This is a genomic window from Zavarzinia compransoris (assembly GCF_003173055.1).
In the GTDB taxonomy this organism is placed as follows: Bacteria; Pseudomonadota; Alphaproteobacteria; order Zavarziniales; family Zavarziniaceae; genus Zavarzinia; species Zavarzinia compransoris.
In genome coordinates, this window is record NZ_QGLF01000007.1 from 39,669 (window position 1) to 65,912 (window position 26,244).

A 26,244-nucleotide genomic window follows, 5' to 3' on the forward strand; every position below is an offset into this window, starting at 1 on the left:
ATGGACTGCACGATGTTCCCCGGGCGGCGCTGGCGCGTCGCCCTGCCGCTGACGGCCGCCTGCGCGCTCGGCCTTGCCGCCACCGCCTCGGCCGTCGATTTCGAACTGACCGACGAGATCACCGGCTCGGTCATCGTCTCGCTGTCGACCGGCGCCCAGGTGCGCATGGCCGACCGCGATCCCCGGAACTACGGCTACTACTACGGCGGCGGCCTGATTTCGGCCGGCAATGACGACGGCAACCTCAACTACGACAAATACGACCTGATCAGCCAGGTATCGACGGCCCGTGCCGAGCTGAACCTCAACTGGCGGAACTACAAGCTCTATGCCCGCGGCATCGCCTTCTACGATTCCGTCGCCGCCAACAACGAACTGGCCGATTTCATGCCGGAATACCGCCCGAATTCCAGCGGGCAATATCCGGACGGGGCCGACAACCGCGCCGACTGGGATGTCGCGCTGCTCGACTATTATGTCCGGGGTAGTTACACGCTGTTCGACCGGCCGCTGAACGTCTCGGTCGGCAGCCAGATCCTGAACTGGGGCGAGGCGCTGTTCACCATCAACGGCATTTCGATGATCAACCCGATCGACGCGGGCAAGATCCGCGTGCCCGGGGCGGAACTGAAGGACGCCCTGATCCCGGTGCCGATGATCGCGGCCAATTACGAGATCGCCGACGGCCTTTCGATCGAAGCCTTCTACCAGCTCGATTTCGAGCCCTTCAAGCTCGACGCCTGCGGCAGTTTCTTCTCCTTCACCGACAATTTCTGCGACGGGGTGAAATTCGCCTCGGCCTTCACCGATCCGCACGATCCCCGCGCCTATACCACGGGCACCGGCCGCAACCCGGCGGATTACGACGATCCCAACCGCTCGAATATCTCGGTCAATCCGAAGATCCACGTGAAGGACGATCCGGATGTGAACGACTGGGGCGTGTCGCTGCGCTACTTCTCGCCCGAGCTGAACAATACCGAGTTCCAGTTCTACTACGTCAACTATACCTCGCGCCTGCCGTCCCTGCGCACGACGGCGCCGCAGACCTACGCCCCCGGCACCGGCGAGACCAATCTCGCCGGCCTGCCGGCGCCTTTGGTGCAGGGGTTGCTCAACCAGCTCGGCATCGACCAGTTGAACGCCCTGACCTCGGCCCTGTCCGGGCTTCTGGGCGGGCCGGTGACGGATCTCGTCGGCGCCCTGACCAACCCGCTGACCAATGCCCTGATCTCGCCCTCCTACGGCACCGCGCCCCGCTCGATCGTGCTCGAGAATATCGAGAATGCGACGCTCGACCTCTATTACCCCGAGCAGTTGCAGATGATCGGCTTCGCCTTCAACACCACCTATGATCCGCTCGGGGTGGCGATCAATGCCGAGATCAGCTGGAAGCACGATGTGCCGATCTGGATCTCGGAACCGGCCTTCCTCGCCGCCGGCTATAATGCCGCCGGCGGCGTGCCGATCGACCAGGCAACGACCGCGCTGACGCCGATCTGCATCGGCCCGGTCTGCGTGCCGAACCCCGGCATAGCACCCCTGCTCGAGACCGGCTTCAACAACCCGGACGACAATTACCTGCCCGGCGAGAACGTCTATCTCGACCGCCGCCACGATGTCTGGCAGGCGGCGCTGCGCTTCACCCAGATCCTGGGCGGCACCAGCTTCATCACCCAATTGCTCGGCGCCAACCAATTGTTCAGCCTGGTCGAGTTCGGCGCCCTCTACATCGATCTCGACGAGGGCGTGCAATATGCCGCCTATGGCCAGAACGGCTTTTCGGGCTTCCAGACCCGGCCGCTCAACGTCGGGCCGATCACCGTGGTCGATCCGATCCTGGCCACCTCGCTCGGGCCGCAGTTCCCGAACACCTGGAAGGCGCCCACCCAATGGTCGGGCGGCGTCCAGGGCCTTATCTTCTGGGATTATCCGAACATCATCGACGGGGTCACCATGACGCCGTCGATCGGTTTCTCCCACGGCCTGTTCGGCAATACCCCGGCGCCCACCCCGGGTTTCACCAAGAGCGTGACCGCCATGAACTTCGGCCTGAAGTTCGACTACCTGGAAAACTGGTCGCTCAGCGTCAACTATTTCAAGAGCTGGGGCGGCGGCGGCGGCAGCGGCGGCTCTCGCAATCCCTATGTCGATCGCGATTTCGTCGGCATGAACGTCTCTTATATTTTCTGATCTCCCGCCCGCCGGGCGACGCCGGAACGGGCCGGGCCGCGAGGTCCGGCCCGTTTTGCGTCGTCTCCGGCGATGTTCCCGATGACTGTCAGCGCTGCTGACATTGCGGCGGCCCGGCATTAAGGTGAGGCCGCGTTGTTCGGATTCCCGGGCGGGCTCGATGTCGGGGAACTGAACGTCCGTGCTGTCCGGCATGCCCTGCCAAGTTACGGACAATTTTGTAAGAATTTATTGTTTTAAAGGCCGAATGCGACATGCAGACGATGGTGCCGGTAATTCTTTGCGGTGGCTCCGGGACCCGCTTCTGGCCGGCGTCGACGGATGAGGCGCCGAAGCAGTTTCTGAGCATCTGGCAGGGGCTGAGCCTGTTTCAGATCACGGCGCAGCGCCTGGCCGCGGCCGGGTCGGCGGCGCCGCTGATCATCTGCAACAGGCTGCACGAGGCGGCGGTGCGCGAGCAGCTGGCGGCCATCGGCATCGACGGCGCGGTGACGCTGCTGGAGCCGGAGCGGCGGGATTCGGCGGCCGCGATCGCCGCGGCGGCGGCCTGGGTCGCCCGCAGCCATGGCCCCGGGCAGGTGCTCGGGGTGTTTCCGTCCGATCAGCTGATCCGCGACGATGCCGCCTTCCGGCAGGCGCTGGCGGTGGCGACGGCGGCGGCGGCGGCCGGCGATCTGGTCACCTTCGGCATCCGTCCCGACCGCCCGGCGACCGAGTTCGGCTATATCGAGCGCGGGGCCCCTTGCGCCGACCAGGCCGGGGCCTATCACGTCGCCAGCTTCCACGAGAAGCCCAAGCTGGAGACGGCGCTCGCCTATCTCGCCTCCGGTCAATTTGACTGGAACAGCGGCATGTTCGTGTTTGCGGCCGGGGCCTTCATGGCCGAGGCGGCCGTCTACATGCCCGGGATCCAGGCGGCGGCGGACGAGGCGGTCGCCGGGGCGCAGCCGGGGGCGCGGCCGGGCACCTATCTGCTGGAGCCGGCGGCCTTCCGCAGGGCGGAGAAGAATTCGATCGACTACGCCCTGTTCGAACGGTCGCGGAAGGTCGTGACCGTCCCGCTCGATTGCGGCTGGAACGACCTCGGAAACTGGCAGGCCGCCCATGCCGAACTGGAAAAGGACGGCGACGGCAATGTCATGCAAGGGGATGTGCGGGTCCTGGCGTGCCGCGACAGTATCGTGCTGACCGACGGGCTGCCCGTCCGCGTGCTCGGCGTCGACGGGATCGCCGTCATCGTGAGCGCCAAAGGGGTGCTCGTCTGCAAACTGGATCAGGCCGTGCGGCTCAAGGAAGTCTTGTGATGGCTTATTGAATCCCGAGCCAAGGCGATTGTATATTGCTGCGGCGCAATATTGATTGCCGATCCCATTGCTTCGGCGATGGGCTTGGATACGATGGAGCGGGATCTCCTGGGGGGCAGGCCAAGGGGGTCCGGACCAGATGTCTTAAACGGAACCGGCGCGAAGTTGCCGGGTGTCCGGCGGGAGTTGATTATCGCTGTCGGGTTGCGGGTAGTGCTGCAATTGTTTGTACCGGCAGAGACAATTGCCTGTTCAATGGCGTCCTGGCAGGGGGGGCAGGAACGGGTGTCATCGGGGGCGATGCAGAGAACAGGGCGCGGCTGTCCAGGGGGAATGCCGCGTTTCGGGTTCTCGATCCATCCGTGTGGCACAAGGGGGATTTGGAATGACGGGTTCGCATGCGCTTGAGAACGAATTCTCACTGCTGCGCCAGTGGCTGTTCGAGCAAGCCTTGCCGCTGTGGTCCACCGCTGCCGTCGACTTGCGGTCCGGCGGCTTTTTCGAGTGGCTGACGGAAGAAGGCGCCCCGGTGGAGGAACCGCGGCGGGCCCGGGTGACCGGCCGCCAGATCTATAGTTTCGCGATCGCCGAGCGACTGGGCTGGGACGGCCCGACCCGCGATCTGGTCCGGCACGGCCTGGTCAGCCTTGAAGGTTTCATCGGCACGAACGGCTTCGTGGTGCCCCTGAAGACGGTGGACGGCACGGTGCTGCGCCACGATTTCGATCTTTACGATCATGCCTTCGTTCTGTTCGGGCTTGCCGCGGCTGTCGGCACGGGCGAGCAATGCGTGCGCCTCGAGGCGCTGGCCGAGCAATTGCGCGGCCGCATCCAGGCCCATTTCGCCCACCCGGTGGCCGGCTTCCAGGAGGGGCCGCGCGGCTCGGTGGTGCTGAAAGCCAACCCGCACATGCATATGCTGGAGGCGGCACTGGCCTGGGAGGCGATTTCCGACGATCCGGCCTGGGGCGCGCTTGCGGACGAGATCGCCGAACTCTGCCTGGAAAAACTGATCGACCCGAAGACCGGGGCGCTGCGGGAATTCTTCGATCACGACTGGAACCTGATCGATGAGGCACCGGGCGACCTGGTCGAGCCCGGGCACCAGTTCGAATGGGCATGGCTTCTGAAACGCTGGGGCCTCAGCCGCAACCGGCCGGATGCGTTCCGGGCGGCGGACAGGCTGATCTGGGTCGGCGAAAGTTTCGGCATCTGCCGCGAGCGCGGCCTTGCCTTCAATGAATTGAACGGCGACCTTTCCATCCGCATCGGCACCAGCCGGCTCTGGCCCCAGACCGAGCGGATCAAGGCCCATGTCATCAGTTACGCGACCGCGGTCAGCGAACAGGCGGCCGAGACCTCCGCCCTCCTGGCGGTCGAATCGATCCGGGCGCTGCGGCGGTATTTCGATTACCCGCTGCGGGGCGGCTGGCACGAATATATCGATGTCGAAGGCCGGCCGATCCGCAACAATACCCGGACCAGCAGCCTCTATCACATCATCTGCGCCATCAGCGAAGTCGCCGACCTGATCGATACCGGCAACGCCCGCAGACAGCACCGGCAGGTCGCCAGGGCCGCCTCGTTCTAGAGTTTGTCTGCTTCATACTGAAGCAGACAAACTCCAGCCTTATGCGTGGCCGTTTGTCTTTTTAGATTTTGGCTGGTTCAGCCAAAATCGGACAAACTCCAGGCAGCCCCGGCATCGAAAAGCTCAGTGCTGGGAAAAGCTCAGTGCTGGCTTTCGGGCATGCGGACGGTCAGGCCGTCCAGCGCGTCGCTGACCACGATCTGGCACGACAGGCGCGAGCTTTCTTCCACACTCTCGGCGAATTCGAGCATCGAGGTTTCCAGATCCTCGGGCGCGGCGACCTTGTCCCGCCAGGCGTCGTCGACATAGACGTGGCAGGTGGCGCAAGCGCAGGCGCCGCCGCAATCGCCGTCGATGCCGGGGATATTGTTCTTCACCGCCCCTTCCATCACCGAGAGGCCGTTCTTCACCTCGACTTCGTGGCGGGTGCCGTTGTGCTCGATATAGATGATCTTCGCCATATTCGTCTTCCGTGCGCGGCGTCAGGCCGCGACCTCCTTCATTGAAACCGCATCATTGGCAAGTTTGTCGGCATCGACCGGCTTGCCGTTGCCGATCAGCATCTTGCCGGCCATGAATTCCGGCGGCGCGTTCACCGCCTCGACCGCGACCAATTGGCTGCCCTTCAGGTGGAAGACGGCGAATTTCGCCGCCTCGACCTTGCCGCGGATGACGATCCGGTCGGCATCGAAGGGAATGCCCGCGATCTGCAGTTTCAGGTCGTATTGATCGGACCAGAACCACGGCACTTCCGGGGCCGGTGCCTTGCGCCCGGTGATGGCGCTGGCGACCAGCTTCGCCTGTTCGAGCGCGTTCGGCACGCTTTCCAGGCGATGCATGCGGTTGTAGAGCGGCAGCGGCCGGCGGGTGACGTCGCCGATGGCAAAGATGGCGGGATCGCTCGTCCGGGCATTCTCGTCGACGACGATGCCGCCGTCGAGGGCGAGGCCGGCGGCGCCCGCGATCTCGTCGTTCGGGATAGCGCCGACGCCGACCACGGCGGCATCGCAGGCGATGACCCGGCCGTCCGACAGGCGGACGCCGGTGATCTTGCCCTCGTCGCCGACGAAAGCCTCGACCCCGGCATTCAGTTCGAATTCGACGCCCTGGGCCTGGTGATAATCCTGGAAGAAGCCGGACAGGGCAGGGCAGGCGACACGGGCGAGAACCCGGGCCTCGCGCTCGATCACGACCGAGGCCGCACCGAGCGCCCGGCCGCTGGCCGCGACCTCGAGCCCGACATAGCCGCCGCCGACGACGGCAAGGCGCTTGCCCGGGCCGATCGCGGTCTTCAGCTTTTCGGCATCGGCGGCGTTGCGCAGTTCGAGCACGCCGTAAAGATCGGCGCCGGGAATGGGCAGGCGGCGGGCCCGGGCCCCGGTGGCGATGACCAGCACGTCATAGTCGACGACATTGCCGTCCGAAAGGGTGACGGTCTTCGCCGCCCGGTCGATCGCCTTGGCCCCGACCGACAGGCGCAGGTCGATATTCTGTTCGACGTAGAAGGCGGCGGGTTTCAGCAGCAGGCTGTTGGCATCCGCCTCGCCCTTCAGCCAGGCCTTGGACAGGGGGGGGCGCTGATAGGGCGCATGGGGTTCGTCGCCGATCAGGGTGATCGGCCCGGCGAACCCATATTGACGCAGGAAGGCCACGGCCGATCCGCCGGCATGGCCCGCCCCCAGGATGACGATCCGCGCTTCCGGCGGCACTGTATTCTCGACCACTCGACACTCCCCTCTCTCGACCCGGCGACGGCGGCCTATAGGTTTGCTAGCTCTTTCCGTCGCGGACCGATATATCCGAAAAGATAGGCAGCCACTTTCCGCATCTGAATTTCTTCAGCCCCCTCCGTGATGCGATAGCGGCGATGATGCCGATATATATGCTCGAAGGGCTTGTGGCGGGAATAGCCTATTCCGCCGTGAACCTGCATGGCCCGGTCGGCGGCTTCGCAAACCAGGCGGTTTGCCCAATAGTTGCACATGGAAACCTTGTCCGACAGCCGCCGCTCGACCTCCGGCTTCGGCATCTGGTCCATCTCCCAGGCGGTCTTGCGGATCAGCAGGCGCAGCATCTCGGCCTGAGTCGCCAGTTCGACCAGGGGGAACTGGATGCCCTGGTTGCGCGCCAGTTCCTCGCCGAAAGGCTTGCGGGCGCGGGCGTAGCGCACCGCCTGCTCGATGCAATAGGTCGCGGCGCCGAGGCTGGAGGCAGCCTGGCGGATGCGGTTCTCGTGGACGAAATGCTGGGCGAGCGCAAGGCCGAGGCCGGGCTGGCCGAGGACCGCAGCCTCCGGCACGAAGACATCGGTGAAGGAGACCCTGGGGTGGTCGGTCGGCATGTTGAAGGTCCAGAGATATTCCTCGACCTTCACCCCCGGCGCGGCGGCCGGGACCAGCAGGGCGGTGATGCCCCGGGCCTCGCCCGCCCGGCCCTCGGTGCGGGCGAAGGTCAGGCAATGGGTGGCGGCGTGCATGCCGGTGGTCCACATCTTCTCGCCGTCGATGCGCCAGCCGGCGACACCGTTCCGGACCGCCCGGACCGCCGTGGTTTCCATATGGGTGGCGTCCGAGCCGTGCTCGGGCTCGGTCAGGCCGAAGGCGAGGCGGCGTTCGCCGCCCAGCATGCCCTGGATGAATTCCGCCTGCTGGTCCGGCGTGCCGAAGTCGCGGAACATCAGGACGAAGGGATTGTTGGCGACGATCGAATGTTCGTTCTGCAGGTCGCAGTGCAGGCCCAGGCCCCGGGCCGCCAGATGCTCGCGGATGACCGCCATCCACAGGTTGGAGCCGTCCTGCCCGCCGTATTCGCGGGGCAGGCCGAAGCGCAGGTAGCCGGCGGCATCGGCCCGGCGCCGGGCCTCGGCCAGCAGGGTTTCCCACTCGTGGCGGGGCAGGCCGCCGGCCTCCCAATCGGTGCGGGCCCATTCGCGGCGATGGTCGAAGAAGCGCATATTGTCGTCCGCCGCCTCCAGGGGCTGGATCTCGCGCGCGATGAAGGCGTCCATGCCGTCCAGATAGGCGACGAGGTCGGCGGGCAGGTTAAAGTCCATGGCTATGCTCTCCCCTGATTCTTCTCGTCGAGCCGCCGGTAGGCGGCATATTTCGGCTGGTCTACCGCCAGCTTTTCCCGGGTCGTCTCGATCAGATGCGCGATCAGGCCGGGACTGGCCGGGGTCAGCGCCCCGGCCCTGATCTGGTCCGCAAGCCGCGCGTTCAGCGCCTCGATCGTGCCGTCCTGGCCCAGAAGCGCGGTCAGGCGGGCGTGTTCGGCGGCGTCGCTGGCCGGGGTCAGGGCAATCTGCCGGGCGACGAGTTCGAGCGCATTGATCGAAACCCGGAGGTCGAAGGCGGTCCGCCCCGACACTTCGGGCAGGGCGCGGTCGCGCAGGAAGTCGATCACCGCGGCCAGGATGGCGTCGGGCTTGGGCATATCCTGCATGTCAGGCCGCCTCGCGCAGCAGGTTGAGGAGATCAAGCTCGGTCTCGGAAGCGCGGCGCCCGATGATGCAGCGCTCGACCGCATTGGCCGCGGCGAGGTCCAGCTGGTCGGCGTTGCCGGCGCAGATCACGCCCCAGCGCAGCGTGCCCAGCACTTCGAAGAAGCGGACCGCCGCGGCATCGACCGGCGCGCCGCCGGCGGCGGCATAGGCGGCATAAAGCGCCTCGCGCGTGCCGAAACCGCCGACCGGCAGGTCGATGGCGCCGAAACGCCAGGAATTGACCGCGATCCAGCCCAGGTCTTCGCGCGGGTCGCCCAGATGGGCCAGTTCCCAGTCCAGCACGGCCCGGACGCCTTCGGGCCCGACGATCAGGTTGCCGTTGCGGAAATCGCCGTGGACCAGGGCCGGCCGTGCGGGATCGGCCGGCACATGGCCGGCCAGCCAGCGCAGCGCCAGTTCGAATACCGGGCGGCGTTCGCGGAAACCGGCGACGGCCTCGGCCAGGGCATCGACCTTGGCGCGGTTGGTCTTCAGGCGGAGGCCGGCCACGCCGCCGGCATCGAGCCGGTGGATGGCGGCCAGGATGCGGCCGCATTGCCCGGCAAGCCCCGGCCGTGCCTCGGCGAAGGCGGGATCGCGCACGATCTTCTGGCCCAGAGTCTCGCCCGCGACGAAACTCATGACGAAGCCCTCGCCAAGCCCGTCGCCGGGCGCAAGGATGTGGACGACCGCCGGCGAGGGCACGCCCGCGGCCCCCGCGAGGCGCATCAGCGCCGCCTCGGTGCCGAGACCGGCGGCAAGGTCGCTCTGCCATTGCACGTCCGGGGCGCGGCGCAGGATGAAGCGCCGGCTTTCCCCCTCGGCCGCAAGCTCGAACAGCCAGGTTTCCTGGCTGGCCCCGCCCGACAGCCGGCGGCAGCCGGCAAGGCCGGTCGTGCCGGGCGCCAGACGGGGCGCCAGGGCTGACAGGGCGGCGCGAACGGCCTCGCTCATCAGCAAGACGGCGCCAAAGGCGCAACTGCGCCTCTCAGGGTACGGGTGCCCCGGTGCATTCTCCCCTCCCGCCCGGGATCGTCCGGGTCTCATTGTTTCGGGACTTGTGTCCCGGGTTTCTCTAATATATTAAAACATCGTATTAATAAAGCGGTCCGGGCACAACCCGAAAGACCCGAAAGAAGTGGAGGGAGGAGATATGAGCACCCGCGTTCCCCAGGACATCGCCAATGCGATCGTGGATCCTGTCGTCTTCGGCGATCCGGACCGGATGCACGAAGCCTATGGCTGGCTGCGCCGGAACATGCCGCTTGCCGTCGCCGAGCCGGAGGGCTTCGACCCCTTCTGGGTGGTGACGCGCCATGCCGACCTGCTCGAGGTCAGCCGGCAGAACGCCCTGTTTCACAATGGCGACCGCCCGACCACCATCGTGAACCGCGAGGGCGACCAGTTCGTCCGCCGCCTGACCGGCGGCAGCCCGCATCTCGTGCGCTCGCTGGTGCAGATGGATGCGCCGGACCACCCGAAATACCGCGCCCTGACCCAATCCTGGTTCATGCCCCAGAACCTGCGCAAGATCGAGGACCGGGTGCGGGCCATCGCCAAGTCGGCGGTCGACCGCTTCCTGAGCCGCGGCAGCGGCACTTGCGATTTCGTCGCCGATGTCGCCCTCGGCTTTCCGCTGCATGTGGTGATGGATATCCTGGGCGTGCCGTCCGAGGACGAGCCCCGCATGCTGCGCCTGACCCAGGAATTGTTCGGCGCCCAGGACCCGGACCAGGCCCGCATGATGGCCATGATGGACCCGGAACAGATCGTCATGATGCTGAAGGCGACGGTCGACGACTTCCAGGACTATTTCTCGGCCATTTCCGAGGACCGCCGCAAGACCCCCCGGGAAGACCTGGCGACCGTGCTGGCCAACAGCCGGATCGACGGCCAGCCGATCCCCGATTTCGACATGATGAGCTATTACATCATCGTCGCCACCGCCGGGCACGACACCACTTCGTCCTCGACCGCCGGCGCGGTCTGGGCGCTGGCCCGGGACCCGGAACAGTTCGACCTCGTGAAGAAGGACCCGGGCCTGATCCCCGGCCTCGTCGACGAGGCGATCCGCTGGACCACGCCGGTCAAGACCTTCATGCGCTCGGCGACCGAGGATACGGAACTCGCCGGCCAGAAGATCGCCAAGGATGACTGGCTGATGCTGTGCTATGCCTCGGGCAACCGGGACGAGACGGTGTTCGAGGATCCGTTCCGCTTCCGCGTCGACCGCAAGCCGAACCGGCACCTCGCCTTCGGCTATGGCGCCCACCTCTGCCTCGGCCAGCATCTGGCCAAGATGGAGATGCGGTTGCTGTTCGAGGAACTCATCCCCCGGTTGAAATCCCTCGAACTGGCGGGCGAGCCGCGGACCTCGCAATCGACCTTCGTGAATGGTCCGAAATCTCTGCCCATTCGCTACGAGATCGCCTAAATTCCGGTCCATGACCGACGAACGTTCGCCGCGCGGCGAAGATACACGCGAGAGAATCAAACAGGCGGCCCGCCGCCTGTTTGCCGATTTGGGGATCGACGCCGTCTCGATTCGCGACATTACCAAGGCCGCGGGACAGAAGAACGCCGGCTCGGTGAATTATTATTTCCGCTCCAAGGAAGCGCTGATCGCCGAATTGATCGCGGAAACCGCGGCGGTGGTCGAAGTGGCGCGCAACCGCAGGGTGGACGAGATGGAGGCGGCGGGCGGCCCCCATTCGGTGCGCGAGGTTCTGGCCATCCTGGTCAATGTCCCGCCCGAGGATGCCCGCGACCTGCCCGGCGGCCAGGAGGACGGCGTCGCCTTCCTGCGTCGGGTCATGGCCAGCCATGCCGAACTGATGTTCGAGGCGATCCACATCGATCTCGATTCGGCGACGCGCCGCTGCCTCGCCCATCTGCGCCGCATGCTGCCGCCGCTGCCGCCGGTTCTCCTCGCCCAGCGCCTGCGCTTTGCCATGCTGCATGCCTTTTCCGCCCTGTCGTCCCGGGTGCAGGCGGAGCGCGCCCCCGGCCTCTGGCCGCCCGGCTGGAACGAGGATCTGGCGCATCAGAACCTGATCGACACCCTCGAGGGCATGCTGTGCCAGCCGCCCTCGGCCCAGACGCTCGCCTTGGTGACGGCCTGACGGCGCCGGCTTGCCAGTTCTCGTGCCCCGGGGTTACCCTTGGGGCACTGTGAAGATTGCCGATGTCCTGGCCCGCGAGCGGCTGACCCTTACCGAATTCGCCCGGCGTGCCGGCGTTTCCGTCGCCGCCATGAGCCGCTACGCCAGCGGCCAGCAGATTCCGCGCCCCGACGCCATGCGCCGCCTGGCCGAGGCCTCGAACGGCTTGGTCGGGCCCAGCGACTTCTATGCCCCGGCAGGGCAGGGCCATGACCATCCCGACCCGGCGATGGCCGCCCGCCATTTCCTGGACAGCCACCCCGAGGTCCGCCACATCGATCTCGTCATCGCCGATACCAATGGCGTGTGCCGCGGCAAGCGGGCGTCGCGGGCCGAGGCGGTGGAGGTCATCGACCACGGCCTGAAACTGGTCGGCTCGCTCTTCGGCCTCGACATCCACGGCGAGAATGTCGAGGAGACCGGCCTCGGCATGGAAACCGGCGACCGCGACCAGATCGCCGTGCCCGTCGATGGCCGCATCCTGCCCATGCCCTGGGTCGGGCCCGATGCCGCCCAGATGCTGCTGACCCTGTTGTCGGAGGAGGGGGAACCCTTCTTCGCCGATCCCCGCCAGGTGCTGTCGGGGATCGTCGGGCAGTTCCGCGAGATCGGCCTCAACCCGGTCGTCGCCTGCGAATTGGAATTCTACCTGATCGACCGCAGCCGCACCGAACTCGGCGGGCCCCAGCCCGTCGCCTCGCCCTTCTCGGGGCGGCGCGACTGGTCGACCCAGGTCCTGTCGCTCGACGAGATGGATGCCCACCGCCAGGTCCTGGCCGATATCACCGCGGCGATGGAGGCCCAGGGCGTGCCGGTCACCGGCGCCCTGTCGGAATATGCGCCCGGCCAGTTCGAGATCAACACGCATCATGTCGCCGATGCCGCGACCGCCTGCGACCATGCCATCCTGTTCAAGCGGACCGTGCGGTCGGTCGCCCGGCGCCACGGCATCGACGCCACCTTCATGGCCAAGCCCTATGGCGGGATTTCCGGCTCCGGCCTTCATGTCCACGTCAGCCTCGCCGACGACAAGGGGCGGAACGCCTTCGCCCCCGGCCAGCCCCAGGCGGACGAGCGGCTGCGCCACGCGGTCGGCGGGTTGATGCGGGCGATGGCGGAATCGATGGCGGTCTTCGCGCCCAATGCCAATTCGTTCCGCCGCTTCCAGCTCGGCTCCTATGCCCCGGTGGCGCCGACCTGGGGGTTCGAGAACCGCACCGTATCGCTGCGCGTGCCGGGCGGCGACGCCCGCGCCCGCCGGGTCGAGCACCGGGTCTGCGGCGCCGATGCCAATCCCTATCTGGCGGTGGCGGCCATTCTCGGCGCCATGCATTGCGGCCTGACCGAACGCCTGGACCCCGGCCCGCCGATCGAAGGCAATGCCTACGATCTGGTCGCGCCCAGCCTGCCCCGGCATTGGTCGAACGCCCTCGATGCCTATGACGACGGCACCGTCCTGCCGCGCTATTTCGGCGAGCGCTATCACCAGCATTACGGCCGCCTGCGCCGCGCCGAATTCGAACGCTATCAGGCGGAAGTCAATCCGCTGGATCACGCCTGGTATCTCGACCGCTTGTGACGGGCCTTGCGCCCGCTCAGGCGGTGGCGGCCGGGGCCGCGATCAGCAATTCATGCGCCACCGGCACGGGAGTGGCGAACAGGTCGAGGACCGGGCAGTGGCGGTTCACCGCCTCGGTCAGTTCGGCATAGCGCGCGGCCGTTTCCGGGCCGTCGACCGTGACCTTGACCCGGATCGCCTGGAAGCCGGGGCGGACGCCGTCATCGACGCCGAAAAAGCCGCGCAGGTCGATATCGCCCTCGACCGCGACCTCCAGCCGGTCGAAGCGCAGCCCCAGCAGGGCCGCCCACACCCGATAGGTGATCGCCTGGCACGAGCCAAGGGCCGCCAGGGCATATTCGACCGGATTGGCCGCCGCATCGTCGCCGCCCAGCGAGCGCGGTTCGTCGACCAGGAAGGCATGGCCCGAGCCGGCCTTGATCTCGACCCGGGTGGTGCCGGTCAGCGTGCCGTCGGCGCGGAAACGGGCGCCGGCGGCGGCGGCATTCTCGGCCAGGGTGCTGCGCAGCGGCTGCAATTGTTCGGCAAGGGACATGTTCGGCCTCAATCAATCCTGCGGGGCGACATAGGTCATGACCAGATACATCACCGCATCCTCCCGCCCGGTATTGCGATAGGCATGCGGGATGTCGGCGGCGAAGCGGATGGCGTCGCCGGCGCCAAGCTCGTGGCGCTGCTCGCCCACGGTGATCTCGACCCGGCCGCGGGTGACCACGAGGTTCTCGATCGTGCCGGGGGCATGGGGATCGGCCACTTCATGGCCGAGGAAGGACAGGCGCAATTCATAGAATTCGGTGCGCCGGTCGCCGGTAACCGGGAACAGGGCGCGGGAAATGAAGCGGCCATCGCGGGAGGTCAGGCTTTTCGCCTGATCGGCGCGCAGCACCACCGTGCCGCCCTCGTCGACCGCGGTGGTCAGGGCCGAGAAGGGCACGCCCAGGGCCCGGGCGATCTTCCACAAGAGGCTGATGGACGGGGCCGAGCGGCCGAGTTCGATCTGGCCCAGCATGGAGCGGCTGACCCCGGAGCGGACCGCCAGGCGTTCGAGCGACAGGCCCTGGCGGGTGCGCAGGCGTTTCAGGTTTCGCGCCACCGTGGCGATCAGCGTTTCGCCCTCGTCGTCACCGGCGTGCATGGGGATCCTGGGGTTGGGGGGCGGCGAAACGGGGGCGGTCAGGATGGCGGCGTCGCTCACGGCCATTGCCCCGGGGAAAGGCCGGGGTGCCCGCACACGGCCGCGAAGCCCTGGGTCCCGCCGCCGTGGTTATATGCATCGACCATTTTCGTATCCCCCTGCCGCCAAATTCACACATCATATGAGAATGGAAATTTATGATCGTCAATGATGGTGTTGTTATAAATAAATATCATATTAATCGTGTTTAATAGGGCCGTGAAGAGTCCCCGGCCGCCCGGCCGGGGACCGGCTTCAGATCACCCAATCGGCGCTGTCGGGCGCAAGCTGGGCGATGGCGCCATGGTCATAGCCGATGCCGAGGCGATAGCCGCCGGCGGAAAAGGCGAGGCCGGCGACGATGCCGCCGGCCGGCCGTGCCTGTTCCAGCAGGCCGTAGTTCCAGGCGCTGTAGCGCAGGATTTCGCCGTCCTCGGTGCCGATGGCGATCACCGCCCCTTCGGCGCTGAAGGCGAAGGCGGTGATGCGCCGGCCGTTGCCCGGGCCGAACCAGCGCGGCTCCTGCGGCTGGCGCGGCGACAGGGCGAAGAGCCGGTCGCCGCTGGCGCCGAGAAGGACCGGATCGCCGGCGATATCCCGCGCCCAGGCGATCTCGACCGCCGGGGCGGGCAGGGTGAGGGCAAGGCCGCCGCGCCCGGTCTCCACCCGCCACAGGCCGATGCCGCCGCCGTAGAGCGACGCCGCCACCAGCCGCTTGCACGGGCTGAGCGCCACCTTGACCGGCGCGCCGCGGAACAGGATGGAGCGCAGCAGGACGCCGGCCTTGTCCGCATCCCGGATCTCGATGCGGCCGGCCCGCGCCGTGACCACCAGCCGGGCATCGACGGAGACGGCAAGGCTGCTCGGCGCCTCGGGCAGAAGGATGTTTTGCGCCTCGTCGGGGCCGATGATGGTCAGGTCGTGGTCGTTGGCCCAGACCAGATGGCCCCGGCTGCTGGCCGCGACCTGATCGATGAAGCGGTGCGGCCGGGCCGCCAGGGCCAGGATCTCGCCCGCCGGATCCACCGCCAGCAGGCGACCGTCGCTGCCGCCGGAAACGAAGCCGCTGCCATGCGGGTTGGCGAGAAGGCGCAGCGAGGTGCCGCGATGCAGGGCGATCTCGCGCCGGGCCAGATCGCGGTCGCCGGTATCGACGACGACCAGCGCGCCGTCGTCGCGGCTGACGCCCAGCCAGCGGGACGAGCGGTCGAAGACGGCGGCAGACGCGGGGGAGGGAGGAACGGAAGTCATGTCGCACCTCGAGGCGAGGAATAGGGAAGCCCGTCGCGGGCCGGTCGGTACCGGTCCGCCACAATTCTCGGACAGATGGGAAAAAGCCTGCGGGTCAGGCCATACAGCGGCGACAGGAACGCAGGGCGTTCCGGCCGGGGGCATCCTCGAACATGTCGCGGCAGCAGCGAAGGGCGGCCGGCATCGAACCCGTGAACACGATCATCCCTTTCAGGCATCCCCGCTCGCTCGTCGGCAGAGGAGCAAGGCACCCCGTCACCATGACTCGCGCGGGCAGGCCCGGCAAGGCATAGCTTTGCAAATTACATATGTGAATTGATATCTTTTAAAATAACATTATTTTATCGTTTTATATCCCCGGTCCGGCCGCCGTCAATGGGGGACGGCGGCCAGGCCCTTGTACAGGACGGGGCCCGTGGGCTGCCCGGTGGGCGAGCCGCTGGCGGGTTCCAGGGTGATTTCGTAAAGCTGTTCCGGCTGGGGCGTGGGCAGGCTGGCGCTACGCAACTCCGCACTCGCGTTGCGTTCGAGCAGGCCGAGGGGGACGGGCCCCCGCGCCCGGTCCCACAGGGTCCAGACCTGCAACGCCTTGCCGCTGGGCACCGGAATATCGGTGATCGGGACCAGTTTCACGCTGCCGTCGGCGAAGGCTTCGACGATGGCACCCGCCCGCCCCTCGGGCGAGAGCAGGACGGCGATCACCGCCGGCGTCTTCGGCTGGTCGAGGCCGGCGGCGACTGCGAGCAGCAGCAGCGCGGTCGCGAGGGCGGCGGTGCCGAAGCGCCACAAAGGCAGGCTGTTCCACCAGCCGCGCCACGGGCCGGAACGTGCGGCCGGGGCCGGGACGGCGGCGGGGGCCTGAAGGCTGGCCTCGATGCGCTGCCACAGGGCCGCATCGGGGGGAAGGGGGGTGGCCATGTCGTCGAGATCCGAAAAGCGCCGGCGCCAATAGGCGATCTCGGCGGCAAAAGCCTCGTCTTTTTCGGCCTCGCGGAGATCCGCGGCGGGCAGCAGGCCGAGCACGACTTCGGCGGCCCTGATGCGGCGGGCGTCCAGATCGTCCGTCATGCCAGGCACGCCCGCAGGGCCAGCAGCCCGCGCCGGATCCACGCCTTGACCGTGCCCAGCGGCACGCCCAGCCGGCCGGCGATCTCGCCATGGGAAAAGCCGCCGGCATAGGCGAGGATGATGCTGTCGCGGCGGGGCGCCTCCAGGGCCTGAAGACAGCGTTTCAGGGCGCTGGTCTCGGCCAGATCGGCGAAGACGGCGGCGGGATCGAGGGCCGGCACCGCCAGGGCCGCCAGGTGGTCAGGGTCCACGGCTTCCTCCTGCGCGCGGTCGCGCCGCATGTTGAGCGAGAGATGGCGCAGGATCGTATAGACCCAGCCCCGGGCCGAGCCGAGGCCGGGCTGGAACTGCGCCGCTTTCCGCCAGATCTGCACGAAAGTGTCGTGAACCGCATCTTCCGCCCAGTCGCGGCGTTGCAGGATGCGCTGGGCGACCGCGATCATGCGGCCGGCTTCGAGCGCGTAGAGCGCCTGCAGCGCCGATTTCTCGCCGCGGGCGCAGGCCATGATCAGGTCCTGGTGATCGGGCGTCGCTGGTCTCGGTTCGGTCACGCTGCTTCGTCCCCGCATTGCTGCCGGGATGAGTAACACGGCGGCGGGCCGGTTCGGATGCAGCAGAAGAAAAAATATCGGCTGCATCCGCCGGCCCCCGCCGCCGTGTTCATTCCCCGACGCCGCGGGAAGGCGTATTGGGGAGACGGAAGATGAAGACGGCATCCACCTTTCTGGCCGGCATTCTCGCCCTCGGGGCGGCCGGCGCGGAAGCGGCGACCATCGTCGGCCTGGCCGGCGGCGACACGCTGATCGCCTTCGACAGCGAAACCGCCAAGCCGGCCGCGCCGGTCCGGATCACCGGCAGCGAAAAACTGGTCGGCATCGACGTCCGCCCGGCGGACGGCCTGCTCTACGGCGTCACCGCCGAGGGCAAGGTGGTAACCATCGATGTGGCGACCGGGGCCGCCACCGCCGTCGTGACGCTGAAGACCATGTTGCCGGCCGGCGTCGTCGCCACCGTCGATTTCAACCCGGTGGCGGATCGCCTGCGCCTGATCGGCAGCGACGGCACCAACCTGCGCGCCAATCTGGCCGATGGCGCCGTCACCGTCGACGGCGCGCTGAATTTCGCCGGCCCGGGCGCAAGTCCGCGGATCGTCGCCGGCGCCTATACCAATGCGGTCGCGGGGGCCAAGGAAACCGTCCTGTTCGATATCGACGGCACCGGCGCCGCCCTGTTCCGCCAGGCCCCGCCGAACGACGGCGTGCTCAACCCCGTCGGCAAGCTCGGCATCGAGATCCAGGTGGCCGCCTTCGATATCGGCACCGACGGCAAGGGCGGCAATACCGCCTATCTGCTGGCGGCGGGGCGCCTGCACAAGCTCGACCTCGCCACCGGCGCGGCCACGGCCGTCGCCGGCGATCCGGCACTGGCCGCGGTGACCGATATCGCGGTCCTGCCGCTGCCCTGAATTCTTACCAGGTCGCCGGGGCGGTCCTGCCGGCCGCGCCGGCGGCTTTCCGGCCGGCCTGGTATCCCTGCACCCGGGCCGGCGGGGCGCCCGCGGCTTCACCGCCGCGGGCCGGGCCCGCCGGAGCGGGCGGCCCGGCGCGCAGTCCCGTTCACGGTTACACGCTGCCGGGATCGGGTCCCGGCAGCGTGTAACGTGGTATGTTGCTTACTTCTTTTTCGCGGCGGCCTTCTTCGGCGCCGGCTTTTCGGCCGGGGCCTTGGCCTTGGTCGCGGGCGCGGCCTTGGCGGCGGCGGCCGCCTTCGGGGCAGCGGCCGCCTTGGGCGCGGCCTTGGCCTTGGCGGGCTTGGCGTCCGGCTTGGGCGCCGCTTCCGCCTTGGCGGCCTTCGGCTTTCCGGCCTTGGCCTTCTTCGGCGGTTCCGCCACCGCCAGCGTCGCCGCCTGGCGGAAGGCGAGGCGGCTGCTCGCCTTGATCTTGATCGCTTCGCCCGTCTGCGGGTTGCGACCCTTGCGGGCGGCCCGTTTCTTGACCTCGAAGGTGCCAAGGCCGGGCAGGCGCAGCTTTTCGCCCTGCGCGGTGCGGGTGGCGATGAATTCGATCACGCCACGGAGTGCCTTGTCCGCCACTTTCGGCTCGAGGCCGGTGTGGGTCGCAAAGTCACTGATCAGTTCCTTGAAGGTCGCCAATGGATTTCTCCTCCCAGAGCGGCGAATCGGGACGAAGTCTCGGCTTCAGTCACCGAGGCCGCATTCTACATGTCATTTTCATGTTAAAAAGTGGCCTCATGCGGTGAAAGGCCCGTAAAATGCCGGAATTCACGATCGAAACTGCTCCAGACCCCGCTCCGCGAGCTTATCCGGCCTCGGTTTTTCTTCGCCGTCGCCTGCGGGGCGGTCCTTTGCCGCCGCCGGCCGGCCCCGGACTCGAGGCGGTCGCGGACTGGCTCCTGAACGATGCGATCGCCGCGCCGGACCTGCTCGAACTGTTCGACGGCCTGGTCCGGCGCCTGGCCGCGGCGGGCTTTCCGCTCGATCGGGCCAGCCTGCATATCGGCACCCTGCACCCGCAGGTCGTCGGCATGGCGTGGAACTGGAGCCGTGACGACGCCCTCTGCGACGAGGTGCGGGTCGGCGCCGCGGCGGCCGAAAGCCCGGCCTATCGGCGCAATCCGCTGTACCACGCGCTCGATCTCGGCGAGACCTGCCGTATCCGCCCGCTCGATCCCGGCGCGGCGGCGCGCTTTCCGATCGCGGCCGATCTCGCCGCCCGCGGCATTGCCGATTATCTCGCCCTGCCGCTGCGCAGCGGCGGTGTTCTCGGCAATGCGGCAACCATCGGCACGTGCCGGCCGGCCGGCTTTGCCGAGGCCGACCTGTCGGCGCTCGCGCCCGTATTGAAACTTCTTGCATTACATGTCGAGCGCCACACCATGATGCTGGTGGCGGCCAATGTGCTCGACGTCTATCTCGGGCCGGCGGCCGGGCGGCAGGTTCTGGCCGGCACCGTGGCGCGCGGGGCGGGGGCGCCGGTGCGCGCGGTGATCTGGGTTTCGGACCTGCGCGGTTTCACCGATCTGACGGAACGCCTCGACGGGCTCGACATGATCGCCCTCCTGAACGCCTATTTCGAGGCCTTGGCCGGCGCGGTGGTCGAGGCCGGGGGCGAAGTGCTGAAATTCATGGGCGACGGCCTGCTCGCCGTGTTTCCGCTGGCCGCCTTTGCCGGGGCGGGCGCTGCGGCCGGGGCGGCGCTGGCGGCGGCCGGTGCCGGGCTGGCGGCGGTCGAGGCGCTGAACCGGGCGCCGCCGCCCCGGCTCGCCGCGGTCGACGGCTGGGCGCCCTTGCGCAGCGGCATCGCGCTTCATCTCGGCGATGTCTTCTTCGGCAATGTCGGCGCGGCCGAACGGCTCGACTTCACGGTGATCGGCCCCGCGGTCAATGCCGCGGCCCGGGTCGAGGCGCTGTGCAAGCCGCTGGGGCAGGCGCTGCTGGTGACGGCGCCGGTGGCGGCGCTGCTCGACGATCCGGGGCCGTCCCTCGGCCATCATGCCCTGCGCGGTTTTCCCCACCCGGTCGAAATCTTCGCCCCCGCGGCGAAAGGGGGCAGGCCAGCGGCCGTCCGATCTGCTAACCAGACGGCGCAATGACGAGGGCAGTCCATGGCGCAAACGGCTTATGAGCAGATCGGGGGCGAGGCGGGGGTGCGCCGCTTGGCCCGCCTGTTCTATGAAACCATGGATTTCCTGCCCCAGGCCGCGGCCTGCCGGGCCATTCACCCGGCCGACCTGTCGGGCAGCGAGCAGAAGTTTTTCGAGTTCATGTCCGGCTGGCTGGGCGGGCCCGAGCTTTACGTCGCGAAATACGGCCATCCGCGCCTGCGCATGCGCCATTTCCCGGCCCCCATCGGACCGGAGGAGCGGGACGGCTGGCTGCTGTGCTTCGCTACCGCCTGGGCCGAGGTGGCGGCGGCCATTCCCTTGCGCGATCTCGTCATGCGCCGGGTGGTGGAACTCGCCCACCACATGCAGAACCGCGAGGCCTGACGATCCTCAGATCGGCGACAGCGCCTGATGCGGGCCGTCGGGCAGGCGGACCTCGATCGCATCGCCGGGGCTGACCGTGCCGTCGTCGAGGACGATGGCCATGACCCCGGCCTTCCGCACCAGATTGCCGGCGTCGTCGCGCCCGAGCACGGCCCGGGTCAGGCCGTTCTGGAAATGGTCGATCTGGATGCAGGGGTTGCGCAGGCCGGTGAGTTCGACCACCGCCGCGGGCCCGAGGCGAAGCCGGGTGCCGCGCGGCAGGGCCAGCAGGTCGAGGCCGCGGGTGGTGACATTCTCGCCAAGCTCAGCCGGCGCGACGGCAAAGCCGAGGCCGAGCAATTCGTCATGCAGTTCGCCGTGGATCAGGTGGACCTGGCGCAGGTTCGGCTGCATGCGGTTGCGCGCCACGCGCGAGCGGTGCTGCACCGTAACCCCAGAATGCGCATCGCCGACGACGCCGAAGCCGGCGAGCAGCCGGATGGCGGGCAGGGGCCGCTTGCTGAAGCCATGCGCCGGGCTGGCGGCAACGGTCGTAACGATCGGGGTGACGATCGGCGCGCTGGTCTCGATCATGGCCGGCTCCCTTCGGGTCCGGGCGGACCTTGACCCGCAAAGGGGGCGGCGCGCAAGGGATGAATTGTCGCGCGGATCTTGGGGCTGGATGATCCAGCCCCAAGGTCGGGGAAGGCGGCGGTTCAGGCGTGGCCGGCTTCGGTGATGGTCCAGATGTTGTAGGGCCCTTCATGGGCATGCAGCACGCCGCGCTGGCGCATGGCGGTGACGGCGCGGGCGACGAGGTCGCGGGCGTCCGCCTCTTCGGTATCGGCCATCATCAGGCGTTTCACCGCCGTATCGATGACCACGGGACGATTGGGGATTTCCCCGAGAGCCTGCACCTTGATGATCGCAGCCTGGATGGCCTGTTCGGCATCGGCAATGGTGGCAACCATGGCGATCTCCTTTCGTTGTTGGATCAACCGCAAGGGGGTCGTCGATCTTTCCGGCCCCGATCTTTCTGGGGTTAGGGGCAGGAAAGGCTCAGTCTTGAACCTTTAGCCCCCGAATATGGTCGAATGAAGGCGACGACGGGGAAATCCTAGCGCTGCGCGCCCTGCCAGTTCGATGCGACATAATAGGGCGCGTTCGAGGGCGGCAGCAGGGGCCGGCCCAGGATCAGGTCGGAGGCGCGCTCGCCGATCATGATGGTCGGGGCGTTCAGGTTGCCGGTAGTGACCGAGGGCATGATCGAACTGTCGACGACGCGCAGGCCATCGAGGCCGATCACCCGGGTTTCCGGGTCGACCACCGCCATCGGATCGTCCGGCCGGCCCATCTTGCAACTGCACGAGGGGTGATAGGCGCTTTCCACCTTGTCGCGGATGAAGGCGTCGATCGCGACATCGCCGGCGATGTCGGCGCCCGGCTGGATTTCCCGCCCGCGATAGGGGGCGAAGGCCGGCTGCTGGAAAATCTCCCGGGTCAGGCGCACGCAGGCGCGCATCTCCGCCCAGTCGTCCTCGTGGCTCAGGTAGTTGAAGAAGACCCGGGGCTTGTCCCGGGCATCGGCGGAGCGCAGCCGCACCCAGCCCCGGCTCTTGCTGCGCATGGGGCCGACATGGGCCTGGAAGCCGTGCTCGGTCGCCAGCGCATTGCCGTCATAGGAAACCGCCAGCGGCAGGAAATGATATTGGATGTCGGGATAGCGGATGCCCGCCCGGCTGCGGATGAAGCCGCAGCTTTCGAAATGATTGGTGGCGCCCAGCCCGTCGTGGCGCAGCAGCCAGCGCAGGCCGACCAAGGCTTTGGCGACGAAGCCCTGGCTGGAATAGAGTGTAACCGGCTTGGTGCAAGCCATCTGGAAATAGAATTCCAGGTGGTCCTGCAGGTTTTCGCCGACGCCCGGCAGGTGGTGGTGCACGGCGATGCCGTGGTCGCCCAGTTCCGCCCCCGGCCCGACCCCGGACAGTTTCAGGAGTTGCGGCGAATTGATCGGCCCGCCGGCCAGGATCACCTCGCGCCGGGCCCGCACCTCGACCTCCTGCCCGTCGCGGCGATAGGCGATGCCGGTGGCGCGCCGGCCCTCGAACAGGATGCGGGTGGCCAGGGCGTGCTGGCGCAACTCGATGTTCTTCCGGCGCAGCGCCGGCTTCAGATAGGCATCGGCCGCACTCCAGCGCCGGCCGCGCCAGGTCGTCATGTCCATCCGGCCGAAGCCTTCCTGCTGGTAACCGTTGATGTCGCCCGTCTCGGGATAGCCGGCCTGTTTCGCCGCCTCGATCCAGGCCCGGTAGAGAGGGTTGCGCAGCGTTCCATAGGAAGTGTGCAGCGGCCCGTCGCCGCCGCGATAGGCGTCGCCGCCCTCGCCCCGGCCCTCCGCCCGCTTGAAATAGGGCAGGACATTGGCATAGGACCAGCCGCTGGCCCCCTCCGCATCCCAGCGGTCGAAGTCGAGGGGGTTGCCGCGGACATAGACCATGCCGTTGATCGACGACGAGCCGCCCACCACCTTGCCCCGCGGCGTATGCATGCGCCGCCCGCCCAGGTGGGGCTCCGGCTCGGTCTCGTAGAACCAGTTGTATTTCGCCATGTTCATCGGGATCGACAGCGCGCTCGGCATCCGGATGAAGATCGAGCGGTCGGAACCGCCGTATTCGAGGATGAGGACGCTGTTCGTGCCCGCTTCGCTGAGGCGGCTGGCCAGCACGCAGCCGGCGGACCCGGCGCCGACGATGATGTAATCGAAGGTATCGCTGGCGGGCATGGTCAGGCCTCGACGGTGGTGCCGGCCTCGGCCGGGGACAGGATGGGGGCGGGGCGGGTGAAGGCGGCGACCCCGGCAAAATCGAGGGCGGGGCCCGCCGGCGGCGCCCCGCCGACCCAGACCAGGGGCGCCGCGATCCGCGCGGCAAGGCGCCGGGCCGCCGCCGCGTCGCTGCCGTAAAGGCCGACCGCGGCGGCCCCGTCCAGGCCGTCCGGATCGGCCGGCATCTCGACGATGCGAAGGCGGGCGCCGTCGCCCCGGGCGCACAGCAGGTCGCGGGCGGCCTGCGCGGCCCCGGCGGCGCCGGCATCGAGCAGGACGAGGACGATTTCGCCCGGGGGCGGCTCGATCCGGGCGGCAATTCCCGCCTGCCGGTTCAGGCCGCGCCCGGTCCCGAGCACGATATTGACGATCCCCGGCGGCAGCCCCGCCGCCTCCAGGGCGCGGACCAGGGCGAGGGCGGCCGGCGCCGTGCCCGGCGCCGCCACATGGACCAGGGCATTGCCGCCGGCGATCGCCAGCGCCGCGTGGCGGCAGGCGGTGTAGAAGGGGCGGTGGCCGCCGTCCGCGCCGGCGATGACGCCGAACGGCCGGCGTGGCCCGGCGTCGTTCAGGCGCAGCGCCAGTTCCGCGCCCTGTTCCAGCAGGTCGAGGGCGGCGGCGGCATCGTCGAGGCAGGCGGCGACGGCGCGGCCGCCCTGGCGGCTTTCTTGGGCGGCGATACTGTCGGCCTCGGCGCGGAGGCGGGCGGCGGCGGCGAAAAGCGCGCGGGCCCGCTCCCGGGCCGTGCCGGCGCCGCCCTCGCCAAGGGCCAGCCGGCCGGCGGCCACCGCCTCGGCCAGGGCGCCGCGCCCGCCCGCCGCCAGCGCGCGGCCGGCGATATGGTGGCCGGGCGGGGCGGCCGGCGGCGGCCGGCGCAATTGCGCCAATTGGCTGTCGACGAAGCCGGTGGCGATGGCGCGTGCCGTCGCGCTGTCGGTCTCGTCCGAGCCGGACAGGGTCGCGCGCAGCCACAGCCCGTCGATCACGGCGGCGACGGCAAGCGCCAGCCGTTCCGCCTGATGGGATGGCAGGAGTTCCTTGAGGGGGTGGCGCAGGTTCGACAGCATGCGCTGCTGGTAGACGTGCTGGATGCGCTTCAGGCGCGGCGAATGGATCACCTGCCCCCAGAAGGCCAGCCAGACGGTGCAGGTCTGGCGGTCGAATTCCTCCGGCGCCAGGTTGGCGTCGATCACCGCCTGGACCCGGGCGCGGGCGCTGGTCGCGGCCGCCAGGCAGGCGGCGGTGCGCCGGCCGACGCGGCGGGCGAGATGGCGCAGCGTCGCTTCCAGCAGGCCGTCCTTGTCGCCGAAATAATGCGCGACCAGGCCGGGGGAAACCCCGGCCCGGCGGGCGATCTGGCCGAGCGTCGTGCCGACGAAGCCCGCGTCCGCCATGGTCTCGATCGTCGTCTCGATCAACTGGCGGCGGCGGACGTCCTCTGGCTCCATGCGCGACATCGCTTCTCCTCAAGGTTCCGGCAGGTCAGGATTCCACCGATTGAATGGCCGTTCAATATGCCTTTGCGGCGATCCGGCCAGGGGCTTCCGGATGCCCAAAATCTGGGCAGATTTGTCGAATTATTCAAAGAAAAATCATGATGACAACCGGGCGGCATCGGTTTTGAATATCCGTTCAATGGTGGTGAATTCCCGTTCCCGGAGATCGATCGATGCTGCGCAAGAGCCTTATCGCCCTGGCCGTATCCGGCCTTGCCGTCACCGCCGCAGGCCACGCACGCGCGGCCGAACCCGCCGCCTGCAAGACCGTCCGCTTCGCCGATGTCGGCTGGACCGACATCACCGCGACCACTGCCGCCGCCTCGGTGGTGCTGAAGGCGCTCGGCTATGAGCCGAAGACCCAGGTGCTGTCGGTGCCGGTCACCTATGCCTCGATGAAGTCGAAGGATATCGACGTCTTCCTCGGCAACTGGATGCCGACCATGGAGGCGGACCTCCGCCCCTATGTCGACGACAAGTCGGTCGATGTCGTCGGCGTGAACCTCGAAGGTGCCAAATACACCCTGGCGGTGCCGGCCTATCTCTATGACAAGGGCCTGAAATCCTTTGCCGATATCGCCGCCTTCAAGGACCAGCTCGAGGGCAGGATTTACGGCATCGAGCCGGGCAACGACGGCAACCGCCTGATCCTGGACATGATCGCGGGCGACAAATTCGGCCTCAAGGGCTTCTCGCTGGTCGAATCCAGCGAGCAGGGCATGCTGGCGGAGGTGGAGAAGGCGACGCGTAAGGACCGCGGCATCGTCTTCCTCGGCTGGGAGCCGCACCCGATGAACGCCAAATTCGCCATGAAATATCTCGATGGCGGCGACGACGTCTTCGGCCCGAATTACGGCGGCGCCACCATCTATACCAATACCCGCGCCGGCTATGTCGCCGATTGTCCGAACGCCGGCAAGCTGATCGCCAACCTGAAATTCACCCTCACCCTCGAGAACGAGATGATGGGCGCCATCCTCAACGACGGCGAGGACCCGGAAAAGGCCGCCGCCGCCTGGCTGAAGGCCCATCCGGCGACGCTGGACGGCTGGCTCGACGGGGTCGCGACGATCGACGGCAAGCCCGGGCTTGCCGCGGTGAAGGCCGGCCTCGGCCTCTGACCGCGCGTTTCGGG

Annotated in this window: 25 protein-coding genes; 10 read left to right on the forward strand and 15 right to left on the reverse strand. The window is 68.1% G+C overall.

Annotation, left to right across the window (positions count from 1 at the left end):
* The 3 genes from DKG75_RS20785 to DKG75_RS20795 all read left to right on the forward strand — a co-directional run bounded on the left by DKG75_RS20785 (position 1) and on the right by DKG75_RS20795 (position 5,088).
* On the forward strand, positions 1–2,193 hold the full coding sequence (locus DKG75_RS20785; RefSeq protein WP_166646603.1) for a DUF1302 domain-containing protein: 2,193 nt from the start codon (positions 1–3) through the stop codon (positions 2,191–2,193).
* 254 nt (positions 2,194–2,447) lie between these two features.
* Positions 2,448–3,497, forward strand: a complete 1,050-nt coding sequence (locus tag DKG75_RS20790; protein ID WP_109923115.1) for a mannose-1-phosphate guanylyltransferase — start codon at positions 2,448–2,450, stop codon at positions 3,495–3,497.
* 385 nt (positions 3,498–3,882) lie between these two features.
* On the forward strand, positions 3,883–5,088 hold the full coding sequence (locus DKG75_RS20795) for an AGE family epimerase/isomerase (protein ID WP_109923116.1): 1,206 nt from the start codon (positions 3,883–3,885) through the stop codon (positions 5,086–5,088).
* A gap of 140 nt (positions 5,089–5,228) precedes the next feature.
* Here the strand turns inward: DKG75_RS20795 and DKG75_RS20800 are convergent, their stop codons facing one another.
* The 5 genes from DKG75_RS20800 to DKG75_RS20820 are packed head-to-tail and all read right to left on the reverse strand — an operon-like array spanning position 5,229 to position 9,523.
* Complete coding sequence (locus tag DKG75_RS20800; RefSeq protein ID WP_109923117.1) at positions 5,229–5,549, reverse strand: 2Fe-2S iron-sulfur cluster-binding protein; 321 nt, start codon at positions 5,547–5,549, stop codon at positions 5,229–5,231.
* A 21-nt stretch (positions 5,550–5,570) separates the two neighbouring features.
* Positions 5,571–6,812, reverse strand: coding sequence for an NAD(P)/FAD-dependent oxidoreductase (locus DKG75_RS20805; protein ID WP_208112251.1), 1,242 nt, complete (start codon positions 6,810–6,812; stop codon positions 5,571–5,573).
* Between the two features lie 35 nt (positions 6,813–6,847).
* Positions 6,848–8,140: an acyl-CoA dehydrogenase family protein gene (locus DKG75_RS20810; RefSeq protein ID WP_208112250.1), complete on the reverse strand. Its 1,293-nt coding sequence runs from the start codon at positions 8,138–8,140 to the stop codon at positions 6,848–6,850.
* 2 nt (positions 8,141–8,142) lie between these two features.
* On the reverse strand, positions 8,143–8,529 hold the full coding sequence (locus tag DKG75_RS20815) for a DUF6285 domain-containing protein (RefSeq protein ID WP_109923120.1): 387 nt from the start codon (positions 8,527–8,529) through the stop codon (positions 8,143–8,145).
* Position 8,530: 1 nt separating this feature from the next.
* Complete coding sequence (locus DKG75_RS20820; RefSeq protein ID WP_109923121.1) at positions 8,531–9,523, reverse strand: phosphotransferase family protein; 993 nt, start codon at positions 9,521–9,523, stop codon at positions 8,531–8,533.
* Between the two features lie 199 nt (positions 9,524–9,722).
* Between DKG75_RS20820 and DKG75_RS20825 the strand changes: the two genes are divergently transcribed.
* From DKG75_RS20825 to DKG75_RS20835, 3 genes are read left to right on the forward strand one after another with little or no spacing between them, the layout of a single operon-like run.
* A complete protein-coding gene (locus DKG75_RS20825) occupies positions 9,723–11,003 on the forward strand; it encodes a cytochrome P450 (RefSeq protein WP_109923122.1) in 1,281 nt (426 codons plus the stop codon).
* A 10-nt stretch (positions 11,004–11,013) separates the two neighbouring features.
* Positions 11,014–11,691 carry a TetR/AcrR family transcriptional regulator gene (locus tag DKG75_RS20830; protein WP_166646576.1) on the forward strand — a complete coding sequence of 226 codons (678 nt, stop codon included), beginning with the start codon at positions 11,014–11,016 and terminating at the stop codon, positions 11,689–11,691.
* Between the two features lie 49 nt (positions 11,692–11,740).
* Positions 11,741–13,309 (forward strand): helix-turn-helix domain-containing protein, encoded by a 1,569-nt coding sequence (locus DKG75_RS20835; protein WP_166646575.1) that lies wholly within the window; start codon positions 11,741–11,743, stop codon positions 13,307–13,309.
* Positions 13,310–13,325: 16 nt separating this feature from the next.
* Here the strand turns inward: DKG75_RS20835 and DKG75_RS20840 are convergent, their stop codons facing one another.
* The 5 genes from DKG75_RS20840 to DKG75_RS20860 form a co-directional block, all read right to left on the reverse strand.
* Complete coding sequence (locus tag DKG75_RS20840; RefSeq protein ID WP_109923125.1) at positions 13,326–13,844, reverse strand: OsmC family protein; 519 nt, start codon at positions 13,842–13,844, stop codon at positions 13,326–13,328.
* Positions 13,845–13,856: 12 nt separating this feature from the next.
* Positions 13,857–14,504 carry a helix-turn-helix domain-containing protein gene (locus DKG75_RS20845; protein ID WP_243746596.1) on the reverse strand — a complete coding sequence of 216 codons (648 nt, stop codon included), beginning with the start codon at positions 14,502–14,504 and terminating at the stop codon, positions 13,857–13,859.
* Between the two features lie 234 nt (positions 14,505–14,738).
* Entirely contained in the window at positions 14,739–15,734 is a 996-nt protein-coding gene (locus DKG75_RS20850; protein ID WP_109923127.1) for a WD40 repeat domain-containing protein, read from the reverse strand.
* Positions 15,735–16,106: 372 nt separating this feature from the next.
* Positions 16,107–16,802, reverse strand: a complete 696-nt coding sequence (locus DKG75_RS20855) for an anti-sigma factor (protein WP_109923128.1) — start codon at positions 16,800–16,802, stop codon at positions 16,107–16,109.
* Positions 16,799–17,353: a sigma-70 family RNA polymerase sigma factor gene (locus DKG75_RS20860; protein ID WP_208112248.1), complete on the reverse strand. Its 555-nt coding sequence runs from the start codon at positions 17,351–17,353 to the stop codon at positions 16,799–16,801. The genes DKG75_RS20855 and DKG75_RS20860 overlap by 4 nt, the downstream gene beginning before the upstream one ends.
* A 152-nt stretch (positions 17,354–17,505) precedes the next feature.
* On the opposite strand from DKG75_RS20860, the gene DKG75_RS20865 reads away from it, so the two are divergent.
* Positions 17,506–18,267, forward strand: coding sequence for a DUF4394 domain-containing protein (locus DKG75_RS20865; protein ID WP_109923129.1), 762 nt, complete (start codon positions 17,506–17,508; stop codon positions 18,265–18,267).
* A 207-nt stretch (positions 18,268–18,474) separates the two neighbouring features.
* Here the strand turns inward: DKG75_RS20865 and DKG75_RS23825 are convergent, their stop codons facing one another.
* Positions 18,475–18,954 carry an HU family DNA-binding protein gene (locus DKG75_RS23825; protein ID WP_109923130.1) on the reverse strand — a complete coding sequence of 160 codons (480 nt, stop codon included), beginning with the start codon at positions 18,952–18,954 and terminating at the stop codon, positions 18,475–18,477.
* Positions 18,955–19,166: 212 nt separating this feature from the next.
* Between DKG75_RS23825 and DKG75_RS20875 the strand changes: the two genes are divergently transcribed.
* Both DKG75_RS20875 and DKG75_RS20880 read left to right on the forward strand, forming a co-directional pair.
* Entirely contained in the window at positions 19,167–20,414 is a 1,248-nt protein-coding gene (locus tag DKG75_RS20875; protein ID WP_109923131.1) for an adenylate/guanylate cyclase domain-containing protein, read from the forward strand.
* Between the two features lie 12 nt (positions 20,415–20,426).
* Positions 20,427–20,810 carry a group II truncated hemoglobin gene (locus DKG75_RS20880; RefSeq protein WP_109923132.1) on the forward strand — a complete coding sequence of 128 codons (384 nt, stop codon included), beginning with the start codon at positions 20,427–20,429 and terminating at the stop codon, positions 20,808–20,810.
* Between the two features lie 6 nt (positions 20,811–20,816).
* Here DKG75_RS20880 and DKG75_RS20885 read toward each other — a convergent pair whose 3' ends face one another.
* From DKG75_RS20885 to betI, 4 genes are all read right to left on the reverse strand, one after another.
* Entirely contained in the window at positions 20,817–21,383 is a 567-nt protein-coding gene (locus tag DKG75_RS20885; protein WP_208112246.1) for an MOSC domain-containing protein, read from the reverse strand.
* Between the two features lie 122 nt (positions 21,384–21,505).
* On the reverse strand, positions 21,506–21,760 hold the full coding sequence (locus DKG75_RS20890) for a hypothetical protein (RefSeq protein WP_109923133.1): 255 nt from the start codon (positions 21,758–21,760) through the stop codon (positions 21,506–21,508).
* 146 nt (positions 21,761–21,906) lie between these two features.
* Entirely contained in the window at positions 21,907–23,571 is a 1,665-nt protein-coding gene (gene betA / locus DKG75_RS20895) for a choline dehydrogenase (protein WP_109923134.1), read from the reverse strand.
* A gap of 2 nt (positions 23,572–23,573) precedes the next feature.
* Positions 23,574–25,061 (reverse strand): choline-binding transcriptional repressor BetI, encoded by a 1,488-nt coding sequence (gene betI, locus DKG75_RS20900; RefSeq protein ID WP_166646574.1) that lies wholly within the window; start codon positions 25,059–25,061, stop codon positions 23,574–23,576.
* Positions 25,062–25,282: 221 nt separating this feature from the next.
* Here betI and DKG75_RS20905 point away from each other — a divergent pair, with 221 nt between their 5' ends.
* Positions 25,283–26,230 carry a choline ABC transporter substrate-binding protein gene (locus DKG75_RS20905; protein ID WP_109923136.1) on the forward strand — a complete coding sequence of 316 codons (948 nt, stop codon included), beginning with the start codon at positions 25,283–25,285 and terminating at the stop codon, positions 26,228–26,230.
* The last annotated feature ends 14 nt before the right edge of the window (positions 26,231–26,244 follow it).